Source organism: Bradyrhizobium sp. cir1, assembly GCF_014198245.1.
Lineage (GTDB): Bacteria > Pseudomonadota > Alphaproteobacteria > Rhizobiales > Xanthobacteraceae > Bradyrhizobium.
In genome coordinates this window covers 734,058-752,407 of the sequence record NZ_JACIHE010000002.1, presented here as the reverse complement: position 1 = coordinate 752,407, position 18,350 = coordinate 734,058, and the positions used below count along the sequence as shown (strand labels likewise).

17 protein-coding genes and 1 pseudogene are annotated in these 18,350 nt (G+C 64.8%); 10 read left to right on the top strand and 8 right to left on the bottom strand.

Annotated elements, in window-relative coordinates; all coding sequences use genetic code 11:
* Positions 1-153 precede the first annotated feature (153 nt).
* From GGD63_RS08095 to GGD63_RS08085, 3 genes are all read left to right on the top strand, one after another.
* Positions 154-456, top strand: a complete 303-nt coding sequence (locus GGD63_RS08095) for a GIY-YIG nuclease family protein (protein ID WP_183240593.1) — start codon at positions 154-156, stop codon at positions 454-456.
* A gap of 748 nt (positions 457-1,204) precedes the next feature.
* Positions 1,205-1,759 (top strand): PAS domain-containing protein, encoded by a 555-nt coding sequence (locus GGD63_RS08090; RefSeq protein WP_183240591.1) that lies wholly within the window; start codon positions 1,205-1,207, stop codon positions 1,757-1,759.
* A 143-nt stretch (positions 1,760-1,902) separates the two neighbouring features.
* Positions 1,903-2,763: a Crp/Fnr family transcriptional regulator gene (locus GGD63_RS08085; RefSeq protein WP_312013104.1), complete on the top strand. Its 861-nt coding sequence runs from the start codon at positions 1,903-1,905 to the stop codon at positions 2,761-2,763.
* Between the two features lie 277 nt (positions 2,764-3,040).
* On the opposite strand, the gene GGD63_RS08080 is transcribed toward GGD63_RS08085, so the two are convergent.
* Complete coding sequence (locus GGD63_RS08080) at positions 3,041-3,526, bottom strand: phasin (protein WP_183240587.1); 486 nt, start codon at positions 3,524-3,526, stop codon at positions 3,041-3,043.
* A gap of 426 nt (positions 3,527-3,952) precedes the next feature.
* Here GGD63_RS08080 and GGD63_RS08075 point away from each other — a divergent pair, with 426 nt between their 5' ends.
* Complete coding sequence (locus tag GGD63_RS08075; RefSeq protein WP_183240586.1) at positions 3,953-5,086, top strand: DJ-1/PfpI family protein; 1,134 nt, start codon at positions 3,953-3,955, stop codon at positions 5,084-5,086.
* A gap of 66 nt (positions 5,087-5,152) precedes the next feature.
* On the opposite strand, the gene GGD63_RS08070 is transcribed toward GGD63_RS08075, so the two are convergent.
* Complete coding sequence (locus GGD63_RS08070; protein WP_183240584.1) at positions 5,153-5,539, bottom strand: hypothetical protein; 387 nt, start codon at positions 5,537-5,539, stop codon at positions 5,153-5,155.
* Positions 5,540-5,685: 146 nt separating this feature from the next.
* Here GGD63_RS08070 and GGD63_RS08065 point away from each other — a divergent pair, with 146 nt between their 5' ends.
* Together GGD63_RS08065 and GGD63_RS08060 are read left to right on the top strand one after the other, a co-directional pair.
* Positions 5,686-6,192, top strand: a complete 507-nt coding sequence (locus GGD63_RS08065; RefSeq protein ID WP_183240791.1) for a GNAT family N-acetyltransferase — start codon at positions 5,686-5,688, stop codon at positions 6,190-6,192.
* Positions 6,193-6,319: 127 nt separating this feature from the next.
* The gene (locus GGD63_RS08060; RefSeq protein ID WP_183240583.1) at positions 6,320-6,622 is read left to right on the top strand and encodes a hypothetical protein; all 303 of its coding nucleotides are present in this window, start codon (positions 6,320-6,322) and stop codon (positions 6,620-6,622) included.
* A 76-nt stretch (positions 6,623-6,698) separates the two neighbouring features.
* Here GGD63_RS08060 and GGD63_RS08055 read toward each other — a convergent pair whose 3' ends face one another.
* Positions 6,699-8,642 (bottom strand): DEAD/DEAH box helicase, encoded by a 1,944-nt coding sequence (locus GGD63_RS08055; RefSeq protein ID WP_183240581.1) that lies wholly within the window; start codon positions 8,640-8,642, stop codon positions 6,699-6,701.
* A gap of 465 nt (positions 8,643-9,107) precedes the next feature.
* Between GGD63_RS08055 and GGD63_RS08050 the strand changes: the two genes are divergently transcribed.
* Positions 9,108-9,461, top strand: a complete 354-nt coding sequence (locus GGD63_RS08050) for a cupin domain-containing protein (protein ID WP_183240580.1) — start codon at positions 9,108-9,110, stop codon at positions 9,459-9,461.
* A 23-nt stretch (positions 9,462-9,484) separates the two neighbouring features.
* Here GGD63_RS08050 and GGD63_RS08045 read toward each other — a convergent pair whose 3' ends face one another.
* The 3 genes and pseudogenes from GGD63_RS08045 to GGD63_RS08040 form a co-directional block, all read right to left on the bottom strand.
* Entirely contained in the window at positions 9,485-9,997 is a 513-nt protein-coding gene (locus GGD63_RS08045; protein WP_183240578.1) for a hypothetical protein, read from the bottom strand.
* A gap of 111 nt (positions 9,998-10,108) precedes the next feature.
* Positions 10,109-10,183, bottom strand: a pseudogene (locus tag GGD63_RS40085) (glyoxalase/bleomycin resistance/dioxygenase family protein); the annotation flags it as partial.
* A gap of 3 nt (positions 10,184-10,186) precedes the next feature.
* Entirely contained in the window at positions 10,187-11,338 is a 1,152-nt protein-coding gene (locus GGD63_RS08040; protein ID WP_183240577.1) for a zinc-binding dehydrogenase, read from the bottom strand.
* Between the two features lie 413 nt (positions 11,339-11,751).
* Here GGD63_RS08040 and GGD63_RS08035 point away from each other — a divergent pair, with 413 nt between their 5' ends.
* From GGD63_RS08035 to GGD63_RS08025, 3 genes are all read left to right on the top strand, one after another.
* Complete coding sequence (locus tag GGD63_RS08035) at positions 11,752-12,993, top strand: MFS transporter (protein ID WP_283811929.1); 1,242 nt, start codon at positions 11,752-11,754, stop codon at positions 12,991-12,993.
* A 142-nt stretch (positions 12,994-13,135) separates the two neighbouring features.
* On the top strand, positions 13,136-13,747 hold the full coding sequence (locus GGD63_RS08030; RefSeq protein WP_026312634.1) for a PilZ domain-containing protein: 612 nt from the start codon (positions 13,136-13,138) through the stop codon (positions 13,745-13,747).
* 330 nt (positions 13,748-14,077) lie between these two features.
* On the top strand, positions 14,078-14,704 hold the full coding sequence (locus tag GGD63_RS08025; RefSeq protein WP_183240575.1) for a transglutaminase-like cysteine peptidase: 627 nt from the start codon (positions 14,078-14,080) through the stop codon (positions 14,702-14,704).
* 120 nt (positions 14,705-14,824) lie between these two features.
* Here the strand turns inward: GGD63_RS08025 and GGD63_RS08020 are convergent, their stop codons facing one another.
* Positions 14,825-16,579 carry a CYTH and CHAD domain-containing protein gene (locus GGD63_RS08020; protein ID WP_183240573.1) on the bottom strand — a complete coding sequence of 585 codons (1,755 nt, stop codon included), beginning with the start codon at positions 16,577-16,579 and terminating at the stop codon, positions 14,825-14,827.
* Positions 16,580-17,042: 463 nt separating this feature from the next.
* Positions 17,043-18,335 (bottom strand): amidohydrolase family protein, encoded by a 1,293-nt coding sequence (locus GGD63_RS08015; protein ID WP_246785412.1) that lies wholly within the window; start codon positions 18,333-18,335, stop codon positions 17,043-17,045.
* Positions 18,336-18,350 lie beyond the last annotated feature (15 nt).

The window sequence follows — 18,350 nt, the reverse complement described above, 5'->3', positions numbered from 1 at the left end:
TGCTTCCTGGGGCACGGATAGCCGCCAGCCGGCTTCATGTCGTGTCCCGGACAAGGCGCGGCACGAAGTGACGCGCCGCCGAGCCGGGACCTAGATTGGCGGCGAACTCGAAATATGCAATTATAGGTAGTCTCATTCTTCCGGGTCACGCCCATGCAAACTGCCTTCTTCGTCTATATTCTAGCGAGCAAACGAAACGGCACGTTATATGTCGGCGTCACCAACGACCTCACCCGCCGGATGGTCGCGCACAAGGCCAAGCTCGTGCCGGGGTTTACGAAACGGTACGGGGTCACATTGCTGGTCTGTTACGAGACCTTTGGTTCCATCCTCGAAGCACGGGCGCGCGAACATTCGCTGAAGCGTTGGCGCCGCGCCTGGAAACTTAAGCTGATCGAAGACCTCAACCCTGACTGGCGCGACCTGACGGACGAACTGCACTTTTTGGCTGGCTGACTGGGTCCCGGCTCTGCAGTGCATCGCTGAGGCGCTGCACTGCGTCCGGGACACATGATCTTCGTGTCCCGGACAAGGTGCGGCACCAAGTGACGCGCCGCTGAGCCGGGACCCAGCTCTTCCTGAATTGATTTCGCAAACTGGGCCCCGGCTCTGCAGCGCATCACTGAAGGAGTGCTGCGCTGCGTCCGGGGCACGGATAGCTGCCCACCCGGATTCATCTCGTGTCCCGGACAAGGCGCGGCACGAAGTGACGCGCCGCTGAGCCGGGACCCAGTTCTTCCTGAATTGAGTTCGCAACATGGGCCCCGGCTCTGCAGCGCATCACTGAAGAAGTGCTGCGCTGCGTCCGGGGCACGCGCCACGTCTGAAAAAGGAAAAGGCAGGGCCCTGGGAAAGCCCTGCCTGTCCGTGTCGGCCTTCCGATGCCTTTAGGAATGAAGGTGTATCCCCACCCCTCCCCGGCCCGTGGCCAAACTGTTTGACGCCCTGTGTACAGGCCCCGCCGAGAACCTGGAGAAAAAGCGGCGAGGCTTGCGACACGGTCACCATAGCAGCCGTGCCGCCGGCACAAAGCGCATAGTTAATTTAACGTTAACGACGCAAAGACCGCCTTAACAGGCGTGAAAACGCCCCCGCGGCATGGACGCTGCAAATCCCCTCCTGCACAACAACAGAAGGGATCGCGGGTGCACTGAAGCGGGACAGATCTGTCCCGCGAGGTTGCGCCCCGGGATTAGCGTCAGTCATGAAACATCCGTCGAGCCGCGCATTTTTCGCGTATTGGGACAAGAAGCGCGGTAGTGCGCGGGCCCCTGACCGGGCCGACATCGATCCGGCCGCAGTCCGCGGCCTGCTCGGCGATATCTTCGTGCTGTCCTGCGAGCCCAGTCTCGGCTTCCCCTTCCGCGTTGCCGGTACCCGCGTCTGCGCGCTGGCCGGGATCGACCTCAAGGACCAGAGCTTTGCGGCGCTGTTCACGGCGGCCAGCCGCAGCGAGATCGAGGAAATCGCGACCATCGTCGCCGACGAGACGCTTGGCGCGATCGCCGGCGTCACCGCCGTGCGCGAGGACGGCAGCAAGGCGTATCTCGAGCTCCTGCTGCTGCCCTTCAACGCCCGCCCGCATACGCCGGTGAGCGTCACCGGCGTGCTCGCGCCGTTCGACGACGAGTGCGGCGCGCTTTCAGCCTTCACCCTCACCTCCTGGCGCTACCTGCACCAGCCGGAGAAGCTGCTGCCGCGCGCGATCCGCAAACTGCAGATCGCCCGCGGGCTGATGGTGTATGAGGGGCTGCGCTAGAAGCAGCCCTCGCGTCAGACGCGCAAGCCTTGCAAGCGGCCAGCGATCTTCGAAGGCCCGATCGCGATCAGACGCGTCCGCGTGCCGCCTTGCCAATCGGTCAGAGGAACCTTAACTTTTAAGACGAGTTTATTTCATTCGCCATGGCAAGCGGCAGCGCGGCCCGATTGGTGAAGATGCGTCTGCCGGGCGTCCGTCCAGGGATAATTCCCGTGATGGAGCACGCGACCAGAATTGGAAATCGGTTGTTAGCTGCGTTACCGCCGGCCGATTTCGCGTTGCTTGCACCTCATTTGCGAAAAGTAGAGCTCCGGCACGACGCAGTCCTGATTCGATCGGGCGACAGGATCGAGCACCTCTTTTTTCCCTGCAGCGGCGCGATCGCCCTCATCATGGAGCTGCCGAACGGTCAGACGGCGGCAACTGCCGTGATCGGCAACGACGGCGCTGTCGGACTTATGACGGCGCTCGGCCCGATCCGATCGCCCATGACTGCGGTCGTCCGCGTGGCCGGGACCGCGCTGCAGATCTCGCCCGCACGATTTCACGCTGCGCTCGAACGCAGTGCCGCCATCGCAACTGTGGTTCAGATCCTCACCCGGGCGTTGATGACGCAATTCCAGCACGTCGCTGCCTGCAACGCGCTCCACTCCGTCGAAGCGCGCCTCGCGCGCTGGCTGCTGCACATCCACGACCGGACGGATGGTGGTGACATCCTGCCCTTGACACAGGAGACGCTGTCGGAATTGCTCGGCGTCCGCCGCACCACGGTCACGCACGTGGTCAGCGCACTGCGGTCATCGCGGGCGATCAAATCCAGCCGGCGCGGCCAGTTGGAGATCGACAGGCAGCGGCTCGAGGTCGTCGCCTGTGAGTGCTACAAGGTGATGAGCCGCAGGATCGATCGGATCGTTGCGCAGGATGCACCAAGGCTCATTCACGCCGCGCCGGAGCCGAATGGCTGCCCGCCCCCGGACCTCCGGTTCGCGAGGACCGTCTCGTAGACCCAAGCCTCCCTGGCGAACCATTCGTGCGTCGCCGCGCACATCCGGCAATAGGTGCGCGAAAAGAACACCGCACTGCACTGAAACCTGTCGCGATCCATCTCGATACCCGTCGGAATGGCGTTTCCGGTTTCCGGGCACTTGATCATCACCATACCCATCCTGATTTCCTCCGGCTTGGCGTCACCTCGAGAGTGAGGGGGCCGCAACCGGCCGGACGGCGCCTCTTCTTGCGAAGACGCTCGTCCAGCCGGTCCTCGCGGCCAACCGCTTCGATTCAAGCAGCGCTACGCATGACCCGGTTGAAGCCCTGCTTGATCGGCTCGGCCGTTTCGATCGCAACCTTCTGGGCGAGATCCCAGAGTTCACGGTTCTGGGCCGAAGTTGCTTCAAAGGTCTTGCGACTGTGGGCGGTGGAGAGGTTGACGAGATCGGCAAACGACCTCGCATCGGCAAGCTGGGACACGAAGTCCAGCGTGGAGGTCGTGTTGATGTGGGATATTTCGATGAGCTTGATGCCATAGTCGGCGGCACGCTTGGCATTGGTCGAACAGGCATCGCAAAGGGCTGCGGTGACTTCCTCCGAAGTCGCCCTCACCTTCGCAAAATTTGCCTGGGCCCGCGTGGCGCCCTGCTCGGCGAAACTGCCGAAGATGGCCTGCATGTTGAAGAACGGTACGTCGAACTGGAGCTTTGCGCTTCCGTTGGCAGCTCCGCTCTGCGGAACAGCATTCGCATCGGCTTTCACGTTGGCATCACTCACGGGCTTTCATCCTTTCAAGCGAAACGAGATGACGGATTGAAGACTCCCCGACGCGTGCAGGTGCGCGCCGCACCGAGACACGGTGCACTTGCTTTCAATGCGGTGGGATTGTTGCTGCTGATAACCGCCCCGCCCCCCTGCTGGGCCAACTATGATCGACGAAAGTCGCAGGTTCGGTTCGCTTTCGGACTCTCGGCGCAAATTAATTCAAGTCCTGCGACGAAGCGGCGCAGACCGCATTCTGCATCTCTGAAGTTGTCGCAAGCGCATGCGCCAACTTGAGATCGGTGCAGGGACGCCCCTGCTGCGAGGCAAATGATCGCGCCGGCGACATGACCTTTTTTGCCGGATTTGCGTCATTTCCCGAACCGCTCCGAGCGGCTAGCTTCCGCGCCGCGTGGGGCAACGACGACCGGGTGACATCTCATGAGCTGGCGCATTCTGGCGTGGAGCGCTCTCGGCTGCGTGGTGCCGCTGGCGGTCATCGGCGGAGCCTGGCTGTGGTTGCTGCCAGGCTCGCCGGCGTGGGGAGGTGCGCCTGCAATATCCAGAGATGAATCCGAGGCGACGCTCGCCGCGCTGAAGCCGCCAAAGCGAAAACGCCCGCTGATTGCCATCATCGGCATCAACGACAGAAGCGAGACCACGGACTATCTGATGCCCTACGGCATCCTCGCGCGCGCCGATGTCGCCGACGTCCTCACACTGGCGACACAGCCGGGGCCGGTCACGCTCTATCCGGCACTGAAAGTGCAGCCGCATGCGACGATCGCTGCGTTCGATGCCGAGCATCCCGACGGGGCCGATTTCGTCATCGTGCCCGCGATGACGCCTGAAGATGACGCGGTCGCCTTGCAATGGATTAGAAGCCAGGCCGGCAAAGGCGCGATCGTCATCGGCGTCTGCGTCGGCGCCATGGTTCTCGCCAACACCGGGCTGCTCGATGGCAGGCGCTCCACGACCCACTGGTATTCCGTGCGCGACCTGAAGAAGCATGCCGCGATCCGCTATGCCGCGGACCGCAGGCTGGTCGTCGACCGCGGCGTCGCCACGACCACCGGCATCACCGCGTCGATGCCGATGGCTCTCACCCTGATCGAGGCCATCGCCGGCCGCGCCAGGGCCGAAGCCGTCGCCCGCGACATCGGCCTTGCAGAATGGGATGCGCGCCATCGCAGCGACGCATTCCGGTTCACGCGCCCGTTCGCCCTGACAGCGATCGCGAACACGCTTGCATTGTGGAATCGCGAGCAACTCGGGATTGCGCTGACATCAGGCATCGACGAGGTATCGCTCGCGCTGACCGCCGATGCATGGTCGCGGACCTATCGCTCCCGCGCAGTCACCTTCGCCGCAACGGCGGATGCGCAGACGAGCCGCAGCGGCCTTCGCATCCTGCCGGACCGGATCGCAACCGACTGGCCGGCAACACGGACGCCGCCGGCCACGACCGCGCTGCCGCCGGCGCAGGCGCTGGATGAGACACTGCGCGCGATCGACGCGCGCTACGGGCCGCGCACGGGCGATTTCGTAGCGATTCAGCTCGAATATCCGAGATAGCCGACCCGCATGCGGCCCGGTGCGCCCACCCCCGCGGGACGGCGCACCAGGTCTGTGCGCGATCCGTCAGGGCATCGCCAGATGCCAGGCGCCGTTCAGGAAACCGTCGCCGGTGATGTCGCCGGGCTTCTGATCCTTGGCGAAGGTGTAGAGCGGCTTGCCCTTGTAGGCCCACTGCTTCGAGCCGTCGTCGCGCGTGATGATGGTGTAGCCGTCGCCCGCGGCATCGCTCACCTCGGCCTTCAGCACCGGCCAGTTCGTCGCACACGGGCCGTTGCAGGCCGACTTGCCGTCCATATCCTTGTCGAAGGTGTAGAGCGTCATGCCCATGGCGTCGGTGAGCACGTTGCCCTTGTTGGTCTTGCCGGTCTTGGTCGGCGGCGCGGCGAAGGCGGCGGGAACAATCGCGAGCGCGACGGCGAGCGTGAGCGCGAGGCGGATCGAGGACGTCATGGTGTCTCCTGTCATGCAATTGGCTTGCGTGGATAGGACGCCGCACGCGCCGTCGTATTCCTGAGCCGGCGGCAAAGATATTTTTCGCTGCGCATATCTGCGCGACGGAATAAACTGGGATGATTGAGACGGAACAACGGACCGACATGAGCAAGCCGCATTGGCGTCCCGCGCGCGCCTCCGACCTGCCCGCGATCAGCGCGATCGCGGCGGCCATCCATCCCGACCTTCCGGAACGACCCGAGGTGTTCGCGGAAAAGATGCGGCTCTATCCCGATGGCTGCCGCGCGCTCATCGCGGACGACGAGACCGTTGGTTACGGCCTCGCGCATCCCTGGAGGCAGCACCGGATTCCGCTTCTTGATGGTTTCCTCGAACTGATCCCCAATGATGCGGATTGCATCTACGTGCACGACGTCGCCGTGCTGCCCGATTGTCGCGGCGGCGTCGCGCGCGCCTATATCGCGACGATTGAGGAGCTGGCTCGTGCGTCGGGCATCGCGGCGCTTGCGCTGGTCTCGGTCTACGCCACGCGGCCGCTGTGGGAGCGGTTCGGCTTTCGGCCGGTGCCGGCGGATGCGCAATTCCGCGCGAAGCTCGCATCCTACGGCGACGGCGCGACCTACATGCTCCGCGACCTCGCCGCGACGTAACGTCCCAGCCGGTCAATCCCGGCTCACGCGGGCGTGAAGCCGCGTCCTCGAACCGCTTTCGGCCAGCTCCCGTCGAAGAACTGCGCGGGCCGTTCCGGTCTCGCCGAACCGAGACTGGAGAATGTCCATGAAACTCACATTGTCGAAAGTTGCCTTGATTGCATTCGCTGCGACGGCTGCGTTCAGCGCGACCAGCGCCAACGCGGCGCAGTATCGCACCTATGGCTGCGAGTTCGCCTTTTTCGAGGGCTGTGCCGGCCTGATCGAGCTGCCGAACCAGGGCGGCGGACGTCGCGTCGTTCGTCCCACCCATGATATCTCGCCCGCTTACATGAGGCAGACCGACCCGCGCTACAATTCGGCGCTGCGCGACGCGGGCGGTGGTGGCGGCGGCGGAGGAGGTGGTGGTGGCGGTGGCGGCGGCCGCTGAGTCCACACAGGCTTTTCAGATGATGCCGCCGGCGCAATCCGGCGGCATCATTGCTGTCTGCATGATCTGGCGTCGCTCAGCCCCGACGCTTCTTCTTTGATTTCTTTCCGGGCGCACCCTTGACCGGCCACGGCGTGACCGACGGCTCTGCGTGGCCCGGCTTGCCCTTGTGCTTCTTTTTCTTTCCGAACGAAGAAGCATCATTGAATTTCGGCCGGCGCTCGCCGTCGGCTTTGTCGCGAGACTTGAATCCACCTGCATCGCGCGGGCGATCGTCGCGACGTTCACGATGATCGTTCTCGCCGCGCTCACGCCGCGGCGCGTGTGACCGCTCTTCCGAACGCTCTTCCCGCTGCGGCGCATCCGCCATCGGCTCGATGCGGATGCTGTCCTCCTTGTCCGGACGCTTGACCTTCGCGGCGAAGGACTCCGCAACCCGCTCGGAAATCTCGAACTCGGTGGTGGTGTCCATGATCTTGATGGCACCGATGTCGCGCTTGTCGATGCCGCCTCTGCGGCAGATCATTGGCAGCAGCCAGCGCGCCTCCGCATTCTTGCGCCGCCCGATCGCGGCGCGGAACCAGACGCTGCCCTCCGCCATGGCGTGCTTCGGCGACGCTTTTCCGGACTTCGATCGCGGCTTGGCGGGACGATCGTCACTGCCTTCAAACCTGTCACGACCACGCTCGTCGCGCGGCCGGACGGTCCGCTCGCCGGGATCGATGATGTCTTCGGGCGCCGGCAGCCGCGCGCGATAAAGCCGCGCGAGCGCCGCGGCGATGTCTTCGGCCGACCGCTCGGCCAATAGCGCCTGCGCCAAGGCCAGGTCGTCGGGAGCGGTCTCCTCGGTGAACAGCACGTCCTTCATGCGCGCGTGATCGAGCTTGCGGATTTCGTCCGCCTGCGGCGCCGTGCCCCAGGCCGCGTCGATGCCCGAGAGGTTCAGCAGCAACTCGGCGCGCCGCCGCCGCGCGGGCGGCACCAGCAGGACGCTCGTCCCCTTCCGGCCCGCACGCCCGGTGCGGCCCGAGCGGTGCTGCATCACTTCGGCGTCGTTGGGCAGGTCCGCATGGATGACGAGGTCGAGGCTCGGCAGATCGATGCCGCGGGCGGCGACGTCGGTCGCGACGCAGACGCGGGCGCGTCCGTCGCGCAGCGACTGCAGCGCCAGGGTCCGCTCGTTCTGCGTCAGCTCGCCCGACAGGGCGACCACGGCAAAGCCGCGCTCCAGGAGCGCTGCCTGCAAATGCCTGACGGCATCGCGCGTGCTGCAGAACACCAGCGCGCTCGGCGCCTCGTAGAAACGCAGCACGTTGACGACGGCATGCTCGACGTCGGCGGGCGCGATGCGGATCGCGCGATACTCGATATCGGCATGACCACCCTCGTCGCCGGCGACCTCGATCCGGAAGGCGTCACGCTGATATTGCCTCGCCAGCGCGACGATGCCGCGCGGAAACGTCGCCGAGAACAGCAGCGTGCGGCGCGTCTCCGGCGTGGTCTCGAGGATGAATTCCATGTCCTCGCGAAAACCGAGATTGAGCATCTCGTCGGCTTCGTCGAGCACCACGGCGGTGAGTTCGGAGATATCGAGACGGCCGCGCCGCAGATGATCGCACAGCCGCCCGGGCGTGCCGACGACGATGTGGGCGCCGGCGGCGAGCTCGCGCTGCTCGCGCCGCGGATCCATGCCGCCGACGCAGGAGACGACGCGCCCGCCCGCATGCCCATACAGCCAGGCCAGCTCGCGCTGAACCTGAAGGGCGAGCTCGCGGGTCGGCGCGACGATCAAGGCGAGCGGCGCGGCCGCGGGTCCGAACTGCTCGGCGTCATCAAGCAGATTTTTGGCGATGGCCAAACCGTAAGCGACAGTCTTGCCGGAGCCGGTCTGGGCCGACACCAAGAGGTCGCGGCTGGTGGCTTCGTGGGCGAGCACCGCGAGCTGGACGGGGGTCAGTGAATCATAGTTCCGCTCGGCCAAAGCTCGGGCGAGCGGCGGGGTCAGGGCCGGAACAGACACGGGATGGGAAACCTTGGTTAATTCAGGCGCGGAACGATGAACCCGACGGACCTGAGCTGGCGTGCGCGGCAATGGGCCTGGCCGCACGCTGGCGATTTGATTGGGGGCTCTTTACGCCAAGCGCAGCCAAATCACCATGCCTTTGATGCATGGCTTTCCGGAGAGAGCCGCGCCTGAAGGTTGCAGAGGATTTTTGCAGCCACCTCCACTACCCTGAGACCCACCGAATTAATGGGAATGACCGCGTGACGTCCTCCGTCAAACGCAGCTGCGGCGACTGCACGCTCTGCTGCAAGGTGATGGCCATCGAGGCGCTGGCCAAGCCCGCGAACACCTGGTGCCGGCACTGCGAACCCGGCCGCGGCTGCGCAATCTACGCCGCGCGGCCGAGTGAATGCGAGGACTTGTCGCGCCGGAAATTCGATCCCAAATCGTGCCCCACGGAGACACAAAGCCGGGGGACACATGACCGACAGCATATCGCTTACCGACAAGCTCGCGACCTTTGGGGATTATTGGTCGCCGCGCACGGTCACGACCTTCAACGATTGCGACGTGATGGTGGTGAAGGTGAAGGGCGAGTTCACCTGGCACAAGCACGATGACACCGACGATTTCTTTCTGGTTCTGAAGGGCCGTCTCGACATCGAACTGCGTGATCGCACGGTGACGCTCGGCCCGGGCGAACTCTACGTCGTACCCAAGGGGGTCGAACATCGCCCGGTCGCGCGCGAGGAGGTCCATCTCATGCTGATCGAGCCGACCGGTACGCCGAACACCGGCGACAAGGCCACCGCCGCTGCGCGCAAGCTCGTATAGAGGGCAATGCGGCTGGTTCTGGTCTAGTCCCTTGAGGTCGCCAGCCTGCTGAAGCTGCCGACCAGCTTGGCTCTTGCCCGCGCAACAGCCTCCTTCGCCGCGCGGCTCAAGGCCCGGATGGCCCGCCAGGCTTCGGTTGCCTGCAGCCACGCTTTCATCTCGGTGAACTTGCCATACGTCCAGGCGAAAGCCGGAATCCGCATCAGCTTGTCCCGCGTAAGATGGAACAGGCGCTCCACCAGCACGAGCTTGAGCAGCTCGCCGATGATGAAAGTCGCCGCACCGCTCACGACCTGACCGGTTGCAGCGAGGTAGGCTGCGACCGGCTTGATCGGCTCCAGAATGATGACAGGCACGGAAAACAAGGCGAGCGAGGGATAGGGCGGCAGCGATCTGATCCAGCCGCGCAACCGCCTGAATTCGAAATGCCGCCCGATCCAGCGCGCAATGGGCCTTGCCACGGCCATGAAGACCGCATCCACCAGGAAGTAGATCGCAGCCAGGATGTAAGTGACGGGTTTCAGGATTCGCTTCACGAGACCTCTCCCGCGAACTGAAAGCCGGAACTGGGACTTAAGTTTCACCTCCACGTGAATAACTTGCGGTTTCCCGGTGGAACTTTTCGGGCATCGGCCGGCTCTGGCAGTTCAGATTTCGGCATAGACCTCCAGAAGATTGCCGTCGGAGTCGCGAAAGAACAGCGTGCGGTGTCCAAAGGACTGTGGCTATTCCACCAGTTCCGGCCACGGCACGATGGTCGACTTCACCGTCTTCATTGCCATCGCGTCCTTCACCGCCTGCGCGACGCCCTCTTCGGTGAACGGGTAGATCGTCTGCATCTTCAGCCACGGATATTTGTCACGCGTGCGGTAGAGCATGTCGACGCCGAGCGGAAGATCGTTGCCCGTGAAGCCCCAGGATCCCAGCACGTTGAGATCCTTGGTGCAGATGCGGTGCCATGACGTGTCGATCGAGCCGGCGTCGGTGAACTGGCCCATCTCGACATAGGTGCCGCCGTCGCGCAGCATCTCGATGCCTTCCGGGCCGGCGGTGGGATGGCCCGAGCAATCCATCACGAGATCAGCGCCAAAGCCGCCGACGATTTTCCGCACGCGATCGATGCGATCCTGCGCCGACTTGAGCTCTTCGATGTTCACAGTCGCCTCCGCGCCGAACTCGCGCGCGAGCTTGAGCCGCGGCTCCTCCGGCGCGCCGACGCAGATCACGCGCCCTGCTCCCATCTCCTTTGCGGCGGCGACCGCGAGAATGCCGATTGGACCGGAGCCCTGGATCACCACCGTGTCGCCCCAGCTGAAGCCGCCGGCGCGGGTGGCGCGGTTGAAGGCGCGGATGCAGGAGGTCAGCGGCTCCGACAGCGCGCCGAGGCGCAGCGACATGTCGTCGGGCAGCTTGTAGATCTTGGTGCCCGGCAGCATCTCGAGATCGACATAGACATATTCGGCCCAGCCGCCCCACATGTGCGGCGCCTTGTCGAAGCCGAGATAACGGCCGTAATAGACCGGCGTCAGGCACTTGTTCGCGGTCTGCGGATAATGGATACAGTAATAGCATCGGCCGCAGGGCATCAGCGGCGGGATCATCACCTTGGAGCCGACGGTCAGCGGCTTGCTCATGAAGTCCTCGGTGAACTCCTCGCCGCATTCGACGATGATGCCGCCGAGCTCGTGGCCGAGCGTGAACGGCCAGGGCAGCGGCTTCGGCCAGTGGCCCTTCAGGATATGCAGATCGGTGCCACAGATACCGCAGGCGCCGACCTTGATCAGCGCGGCCTTCTTGCCGACCTTCGGCCACGGCACGGTGCGGATGACGGGCTCCGAGCCGGGACCAGCGTGGGTGCAGACGCGGATCTGTTGCATGGCTGTTTCCTCGGTGCCCGCTTTGTTATGGTTGGTCGCGCGGGCTGAAGACAAGCGTATGTGAGATGGGCGATCGTGCCAAGCCGGCAGTCTCGTAGCCCGCATGAGCGGAGCGATATGCGGGAATAACAGCCCCGGATATCGCTCCGCTCATCCGGGCTACGGCGCCTACAACAACCACCGCCATCATCCTGAGGTGCTCCCCTTGCGATGCGTCAGCATCGCAAGGGGAGCCTCGAAGGATGGGCCACGGGCGATTGCGGCCCATCCTTCGAGGCTCGCTTCGCTCGCACCTCAGGATGACGGTGGAGTGTGTGGCTGCAGCGCATGGCTGATCTTCAAGCACACCCAAGCGTCTTGAGGCTTCACCTGCAACCGTGTATGGCCGGACGAAGTCCCACCCAGGTGCCCGCTTGAACCCCCTTCCCCAAAATCCCGTGGTCGCGTCCGGCTCGTTCGCGGCGATGAGGTCCGTGCCGTATCGTTTCCAGTTCACAGCCTACGTGCTGGCGATGATGGCGGACAATATCGAGCATGTGATCAGCTATTGGGTGGTGTTCCAGAAATTCCATTCGCCGACGCTGGGCGGTTTTGCCGTGCTGTCACACTGGCTGCCGTTCCTGCTGTTCTCCGTCGCGGTCGGTGGTCTCGCCGACCGGTTTGATCCGCGCCGCATCATCCAGTGCGGCATGCTGCTGTTCATTGTAGCCTCCGCCGGATGGGGCTTCTTCTTCCTCACCGACACGATCGAGATGTGGCACGCAATGCTGCTGCTGGTGATCCACGGCTGCGCCGGCGTGCTGTGGCAGACGCCGAACCAGCTGCTGCTGTACGATCTCGTCGGCCCTGCGGACCTGCCGAGCGCAGTCCGGCTGAACGCGATGGCGCGCTATCTCGGCATCCTGGTCGGACCGGCCGTCGGCGGGATCATCATGCTGACGCTCGGCCCCTCGCACGGCATCATCTTCAACACGCTGTTCTATCTGCCGATGCTGCTCTGGCTGTTCTGGGCGCCGGTGCGGGACAAGAGCCTGGCTGCGCGACGCTTCGCCGTGCGTGGCCTTGCCGACATCCTGCTCACCATCCGCGCCATCGGCAAGCAGCCGGTGCTGACGGCGATGACGTGGCTCGCCGGCCTCACCTCGTTCATGATCGGCAACGCCTATCACGCCCAGATGCCGGGCTTCGCGGGCGATCTCGGCCACGGCGATCCCGGCGTGTCCTACAGCGTGCTGCTCGCGGCGGATGCCGCCGGTGCGCTGCTCGCCGGCATCGCGCTGGAATCCTGGGGACAGCTGAAGGGCACGCCGCGCACCGCGATCACGCTGGCGATGCTCTGGAGCGTGGCGCTGCTCGGCTTCGCCGCAATGCGCATCTATCCAATCGCGATCGTGCTGCTGTTCCTCGCGGGCTTCTTCGAGCTGTCGTTCAACACCATGGCACAGGCCCTGGTGCAGCTGAACGCACCCCATGACATCCGCGGCCGCGTCGTCGGCCTTTATAATATGGCCGGGCTGGGCATGCGGGCTTTCAGCGGCATCACGGTCGGCGTGTTCGGCGCGGCGATCGGCATCCACTGGTCGCTCGGGCTGTCGGCCGCCGTGCTGCTGACGCTGCTGTTCCTGCTGTACCGGCGGGGGGCACGGACGGCTTGACCGGCCGCTCCCGCCTCTGATTGTGGCTGTTCGAGCGCATTGTGTCTGTCCGCAACAGGCGCGCCCGATCCTAACGCGGCATTAACCCTATGCACCTTAGGGTCGTGCCGGACTCCGCCCGGGCGGGGGTCGGGTGTTGAAAATGGCGTTGGCGAACAAAAAATTTCTTCCGGCCGCCGAGGAGCGTCGGCGTTTCCAGCGGGTCAAGGTGCACCTGCTCGGCCGTTACATGCTGCCCGACCGCCGGGAATTCCCCTGCCAGGTCATCAACATGTCGCCGGGCGGCCTCGCTCTGCTCGCCCCCGGCATCGGCAATGTCGGCGACCGCGTGGTCGCCTATCTCGACCATATCGGCCGCGTCGAGGGCAAGATCACCCGCATCATCGACAATGGCTTTGCCATGACGATCGGCGCGACGCCCAGGAAGCGCGACAAGCTCGCCGCACAGCTGACCTGGCTCGCCAACCGCGACATCCTCAATCTGCCGGAGGACCGCCGCCACGACCGTATCGTGCCGCGCAACCCGATCGCGGTGCTGACGCTCGAGGACGGCACCAAGATGACCTGCCGCATCATCGACCTGTCGCTGTCGGGCGCGGCCATCGCCGCCGAGAACCGGCCGCCGCTGAAATCGACGGTTCTGCTCGGCCGGGTCCAGGGCCGCGTGGTCCGCAACCTCGAAGACGGCTTCGCGCTCGAGTTCATGCATGAGCAGCCGGCCGAGACACTCGAAGAGAGCGTTACCGCGCGGTAAAACGCAACCGCGCCAAAACCAGCGATTTTCCAGCCTTGAAGGCGGCCTCCGCAATGCGGACGCCGCCTTTTTCGTACGTTTAGGCGGGGCTGCGCGAGTTAACGCGAGGCCCGCTTGCGCGCCGAAATGCCGGTTCCGCCAGCGTCTCCGCGTTAATCGATAAAACTTGAATCAATTGCAGTCATATCGAATTTTACGCGAATTCTATTCAAGTATAGATCGAATTCGCGGCTCGTTTTACTCGCATTCGTCTCGACTTGACTTGGTCGACTTAGCGGCAACTCAAAAGCTCCGTGCGCAATGTGGTCCCAACAAGAAACGGGGGCCGCAATGTTTGATTTCAGGGGACAGGGGAAGGGACTGGCGATCGCCGCCATGCTCTTCGGGATCAGCGCGGCAGCGCAGGCCGGCGAAGGCCGACTGCTCTTCGCGAGCCTCGGCGACACCACGCGTGCGCCGATCGGCTGGGTCGAGTTCTGTGCGGACAACGCCGCGCAGTGCCAGGGCGGGCCGACGCAGCCGCGCGACATCGTGATGTCGCAGACCGCGTGGCGCGACCTCGTCAAGGTCAATCGCTGGGTCAACGAGACCGTCAAGCCTTTGACCGACCAGGAGCACTGGGGCGTGATCGAGAAGTGGTCGCTGCCGTCGGACGGTTACGGCGACTGTGAAGATTATGTGCTGTTGAAGCGCAAAATGCTGATGGATGCCGGCTGGCCGCGCGAGGCCCTGCTCATCACCGTCGTGCGCGACAAGAAGGGCGAAGGGCACGCGGTGCTGACCGTGAAGACCGACAAGGGCGAGTTCGTTCTCGACAATCAGAACGAGAACGTCATTGCCTGGACGGAAACCGGCTACCGCTTCGTCAAGCGCCAGTCGCAGAGCGATCCCAACGTCTGGGTCTCGCTCGGCGATACCAGGCCGGCGGTCTCCACCGCCAGCGCGAAGGATCAGTAGGAACGAGACAACAGGTTACGCGACCCGGTCACATCCCCACCCCTCCCCGTCCCAGACCGGTTCGCGCGCGGCCAGCCATCCCCCAATGGCTGGCCGCAACTTTTCTTGGCGGATACGCGATCAGCCCTCCGACGACCAGGGCACGCGCGCGGCGGTGAAGTCCCGCCAGCTGTCCTGCAAGGTCTGCTGCGCGCCGATCGATGCACGCGCCTGCCAGCCGGCGATCGCGGCCGCCGCAATGGTGCTGTCGCGATCTTCGGCGCCGAGCCCGTCGAGCAATGAGGCCGTCACCGCCATGTCGTTGAAAGCGCCGAGCTCCTCCTGCAAGCCGGCGAGCCTGCGGGCGAATTTTCGCACGGACTTGCGATCGTCAAACAGCGGCAGCAGGAACTCGCCGAGATAGCGCAGCCGCTTGGCCGCGAGCCGCACCCGGTGCACCTCGTCGACCGTGAGCGACTTGAAGCGGCGGCCGCGCTTGAGCACCTTGGCATACTGCTCCGACAGGACACGCTGCGCGAAGTTGACCGCGGGCTCGGCGAGCCCACCGAGATCTTCCGGCGCGACGTCGTTGCGCCAGCCGCGCGTCTCGATCCAGCCGCCGAGACTGATCAGGAAGACGGCGCAGCGGCGATCATCGAGCGCATCATGAGCCTTGCGATAGGCCTCCGACTGACGCTGCGCCGCGACCCGCCCCAGCGCATCGAAGCCCGCGACCGAAGGACAGGCTCTGGCGATCGCCGGCAAGGTGTCGAGCCGGAACACGTCCCAGTCGCGCGCGGCGGACAGGTCCTGCGCCAGCCATTTGGCTTCCGACCGCAGCGCATCGAGGTTGCTGAGCGCGCCAACCGATCGCATCAGGTCGAGCGCCGAGCGCAGCCGGCGCAGCGAAACGCGCAGCTGATGCACGCCTTCCGGATTCCGGCCGTCCTCGGCCGCCGGGAGCGATTGAAGCAGATGGAGGAAGCAGGAGCGCAGGATCGTCGCGAAGGCTTCGTCGAGTGTCACCGACGGATCGAGCCGAAGCTTGCCCGGCCGGCACGCGGACGGCGCCTTGTCGGCGGCAAGATCGAAGCCGCGCGCGGACTTGCTGCGGATCGACGGCTTCACTGCTCCGTGCTCCGCAAGGCGCAGCGCGATCTCGTAGATCGTGCTCGCGCTGCCGCACTTGAGCTCCAGCTCGATCTCGCTCACGGGCAGCGACCGGTCGCCGGCCGTCAGTTCGCCCCGGTCGAAGGCGACCTCGACCGTGCCGGACGGCAGCTCGACGATGCGCGTGTGCCGATGGACATCGGCCGTGAAGACGGCTTCCAGCGGCTGCGTTTCGAGCTGCTCGCGAAGCTTCTCCGGAATGAATGGCATCGCCAGAGCGGGATCGGGCGCAAGCGAGGCCACGCTCGCCTCCCATTCGCCGCGGCGCAGTGGATCGTCCGCTGCATCGGTCTTCACCGTCTGGACGAAGCGCGTGCCGCTCTGGCGTACGCGCAAGCTCAGGCCGGCGCGACGAAGTGCCCGCTCGGGCGTGTCGTAATAGACGGACTTGAGACGTTTTCGCGTGCCCTTGTTGCGTGCGTTCGCCGCGATGACCGGCGCAGCGCTGAGAGGCGCCATGCGATCGGCATCGACGAGAAGCTTGAGCTCGATTTCGCCGGCCGGACGCGCGGTGGTGCTCGGCTCCGGTGCAGGCGCCGCGTCTTGCAATGGCGCCTGATCAATCACAGCGCCCTCGACAATCGCAGGTTCCGCGCCGGACTCGGATGCGTCACGCTGCCTGAGGAAGCCGGCGATGACTTGCGTTCGCTTACCGTCCTTTGGGACAGGATTCCCGTCCGGCACACTCATGGTTTTGCGAGCCGGCGTAGCGTCTGATTTTAACATTTCCGGTGACATGACAGTTCTATGACAGAGCGCCAGCATATAACCGGTGCGGCTCGCGAGGAATAGTCACGTTACGTCGCGGCGCATCATGATCCACATGCACATGCCGCACGGCAGATATTGACGAGGATTGTCATAATTCGCTGAGCGCGACGAATTAAATTGCCGCGACGCGTAGTAAGTGATCGAATTGAATAGCGAATCTCGCCGTTCTCGAAAGCGAGATGAACGCGTCAGCGAGATTGACTCATGCTAGCCGAGAAATTCTTTCTGGTTCTGGAGACGCTTAGAAGTCACGCCGCCGATGACGGCCCCGAAATTGTGACAAGCCCTGTTGTGACAAGCCCCACGCAGCCTCCCGCGGTCCCGGAAGTTGCAAAGGGTTCGCCGCGCAAGAGGCTGGTTCCCGACGATCGGAGCTAGAAGCGTTCCAGTTTCGCCAGGTCGTACCGGGCGATGCGCGTCAGTGCGCGAGACTATTCCTGTAGATCTTGCCGCCCTTCATGATCACGACGAAATTCTTCGCGGGATCTTCGATGAGGGCAATGTTGTCGAGCGGATTGCCGTCGACGAGCAGGAGATCGGCCAGCGCGCCCTCCTCCACCACGCCGAGCTTGCCGGGATAGGGATTGCGCAGGCCCGACAGGCTCAGCAGCTCGGCGTTCGCGGACGTTGCCATGGCCAGCGCTTCGGCCGGCGTGTACCAGCGCGTCAGCGCGGCCAGCATCGAACCTTGCTTGTCCGCCAGCGCCTTCGAGAACAGGACGTCGGTGCCGAACGCGGTCTTGATGCGGTACTTCTTCGCCAGCGCGTAGACACGATCCGTGCCGGCAACCACCTGCCGCATCTTCTCCTGCTCCGCGGGTCCGAGCGCAGCGGCACCGGACAGATCGAGGAACGGCTGCGTGCTGAGCCAGATGCCTTTCTCTGCGATCAGCTTCGCGCTCGCCTCGTCCATGAGGTGACCGTGCTCGATGCAGCGCACGCCGGCCGCGATCGAACGCTGGATCGCGACCGGCGTGTAGGCGTGCGTGGCAACGTAAGTCCCCCAATTGTCGGCGGCCTCGACGGCCGCGCGCAGCTCGGGCTCGGTGAAAGTGGAGACGTCGAGCGGGCTGAAGGGCGATGCAACGCCGCCGCCCGCGGTGAGCTTCACCTGCGAAGCGCCCTGCATCAGCTGCTCGCGCGCGCGCACGCGCACCTCGTCGGGACTGTCCGCGACCATGCTGCCGCCGATCCGCTCCATGCGGCTCAGCATGCCGCCGATCGTGCGCGGCAGATCGGACAGCTGGCGGAAGTCGCCGTGACCGCTGGTGATGGTGATCATGGCGCCGGATGGATAGATGCGGGGACCCGCGACGAGATCCTCGTCGATGGCCTGCTTGAGGCCGAAGCTCGGCCCGCCCATGTCGCGCACGGTGGTGAAGCCGCGCATCAGCGTCGCCGTTGCTTCGCTGGCGGCCAGCAGGTTGTTGTAGCCGATATCGCCCGCGAGCACGGCCATCGGGGTCGGCCGCACCAGCATCGCGTGCCAATGCGCATCGATCAGCCCCGGCATCAGCACGCGTCCGCCGCCGTCGATGACCTCAGCGGTGGCCGTCGCGTCTGCCGTCGCAATCTTCTCGATGACGCCGTTCCTGACGAGGACGCTGGATGGTGCCGACAGCGCGCTGCCCTTGCCGTCGAAGATCCGGACATTGCGGAACAGGACCGCGGCCTCCTGGGCCCGCGCGGATGACAGGCTTGCGAGCACCATTGCAATGCCGCCAAG

Coding starts and splice junctions, on each gene's coding strand:
- GGD63_RS08025 (WP_183240575.1), top strand. CDS start 14,078: ATGTTTGATTTCAGGGGACAGGGGAAGGGACTGGCGATCGCCGCCATG.
- GGD63_RS08015 (WP_246785412.1), bottom strand. CDS start 18,335: ATGGTGCTCGCAAGCCTGTCATCCGCGCGGGCCCAGGAGGCCGCGGTC.
- GGD63_RS08020 (WP_183240573.1), bottom strand. CDS start 16,579: ATGTTAAAATCAGACGCTACGCCGGCTCGCAAAACCATGAGTGTGCCG.
- GGD63_RS08040 (WP_183240577.1), bottom strand. CDS start 11,338: ATGCAACAGATCCGCGTCTGCACCCACGCTGGTCCCGGCTCGGAGCCC.
- GGD63_RS08090 (WP_183240591.1), top strand. CDS start 1,205: ATGAAACATCCGTCGAGCCGCGCATTTTTCGCGTATTGGGACAAGAAG.
- GGD63_RS08075 (WP_183240586.1), top strand. CDS start 3,953: ATGAGCTGGCGCATTCTGGCGTGGAGCGCTCTCGGCTGCGTGGTGCCG.
- GGD63_RS08050 (WP_183240580.1), top strand. CDS start 9,108: ATGACCGACAGCATATCGCTTACCGACAAGCTCGCGACCTTTGGGGAT.
- GGD63_RS08095 (WP_183240593.1), top strand. CDS start 154: ATGCAAACTGCCTTCTTCGTCTATATTCTAGCGAGCAAACGAAACGGC.
- GGD63_RS08030 (WP_026312634.1), top strand. CDS start 13,136: ATGGCGTTGGCGAACAAAAAATTTCTTCCGGCCGCCGAGGAGCGTCGG.
- GGD63_RS08070 (WP_183240584.1), bottom strand. CDS start 5,539: ATGACGTCCTCGATCCGCCTCGCGCTCACGCTCGCCGTCGCGCTCGCG.
- GGD63_RS08060 (WP_183240583.1), top strand. CDS start 6,320: ATGAAACTCACATTGTCGAAAGTTGCCTTGATTGCATTCGCTGCGACG.
- GGD63_RS08085 (WP_312013104.1), top strand. CDS start 1,903: ATGGCAAGCGGCAGCGCGGCCCGATTGGTGAAGATGCGTCTGCCGGGC.
- GGD63_RS08065 (WP_183240791.1), top strand. CDS start 5,686: ATGAGCAAGCCGCATTGGCGTCCCGCGCGCGCCTCCGACCTGCCCGCG.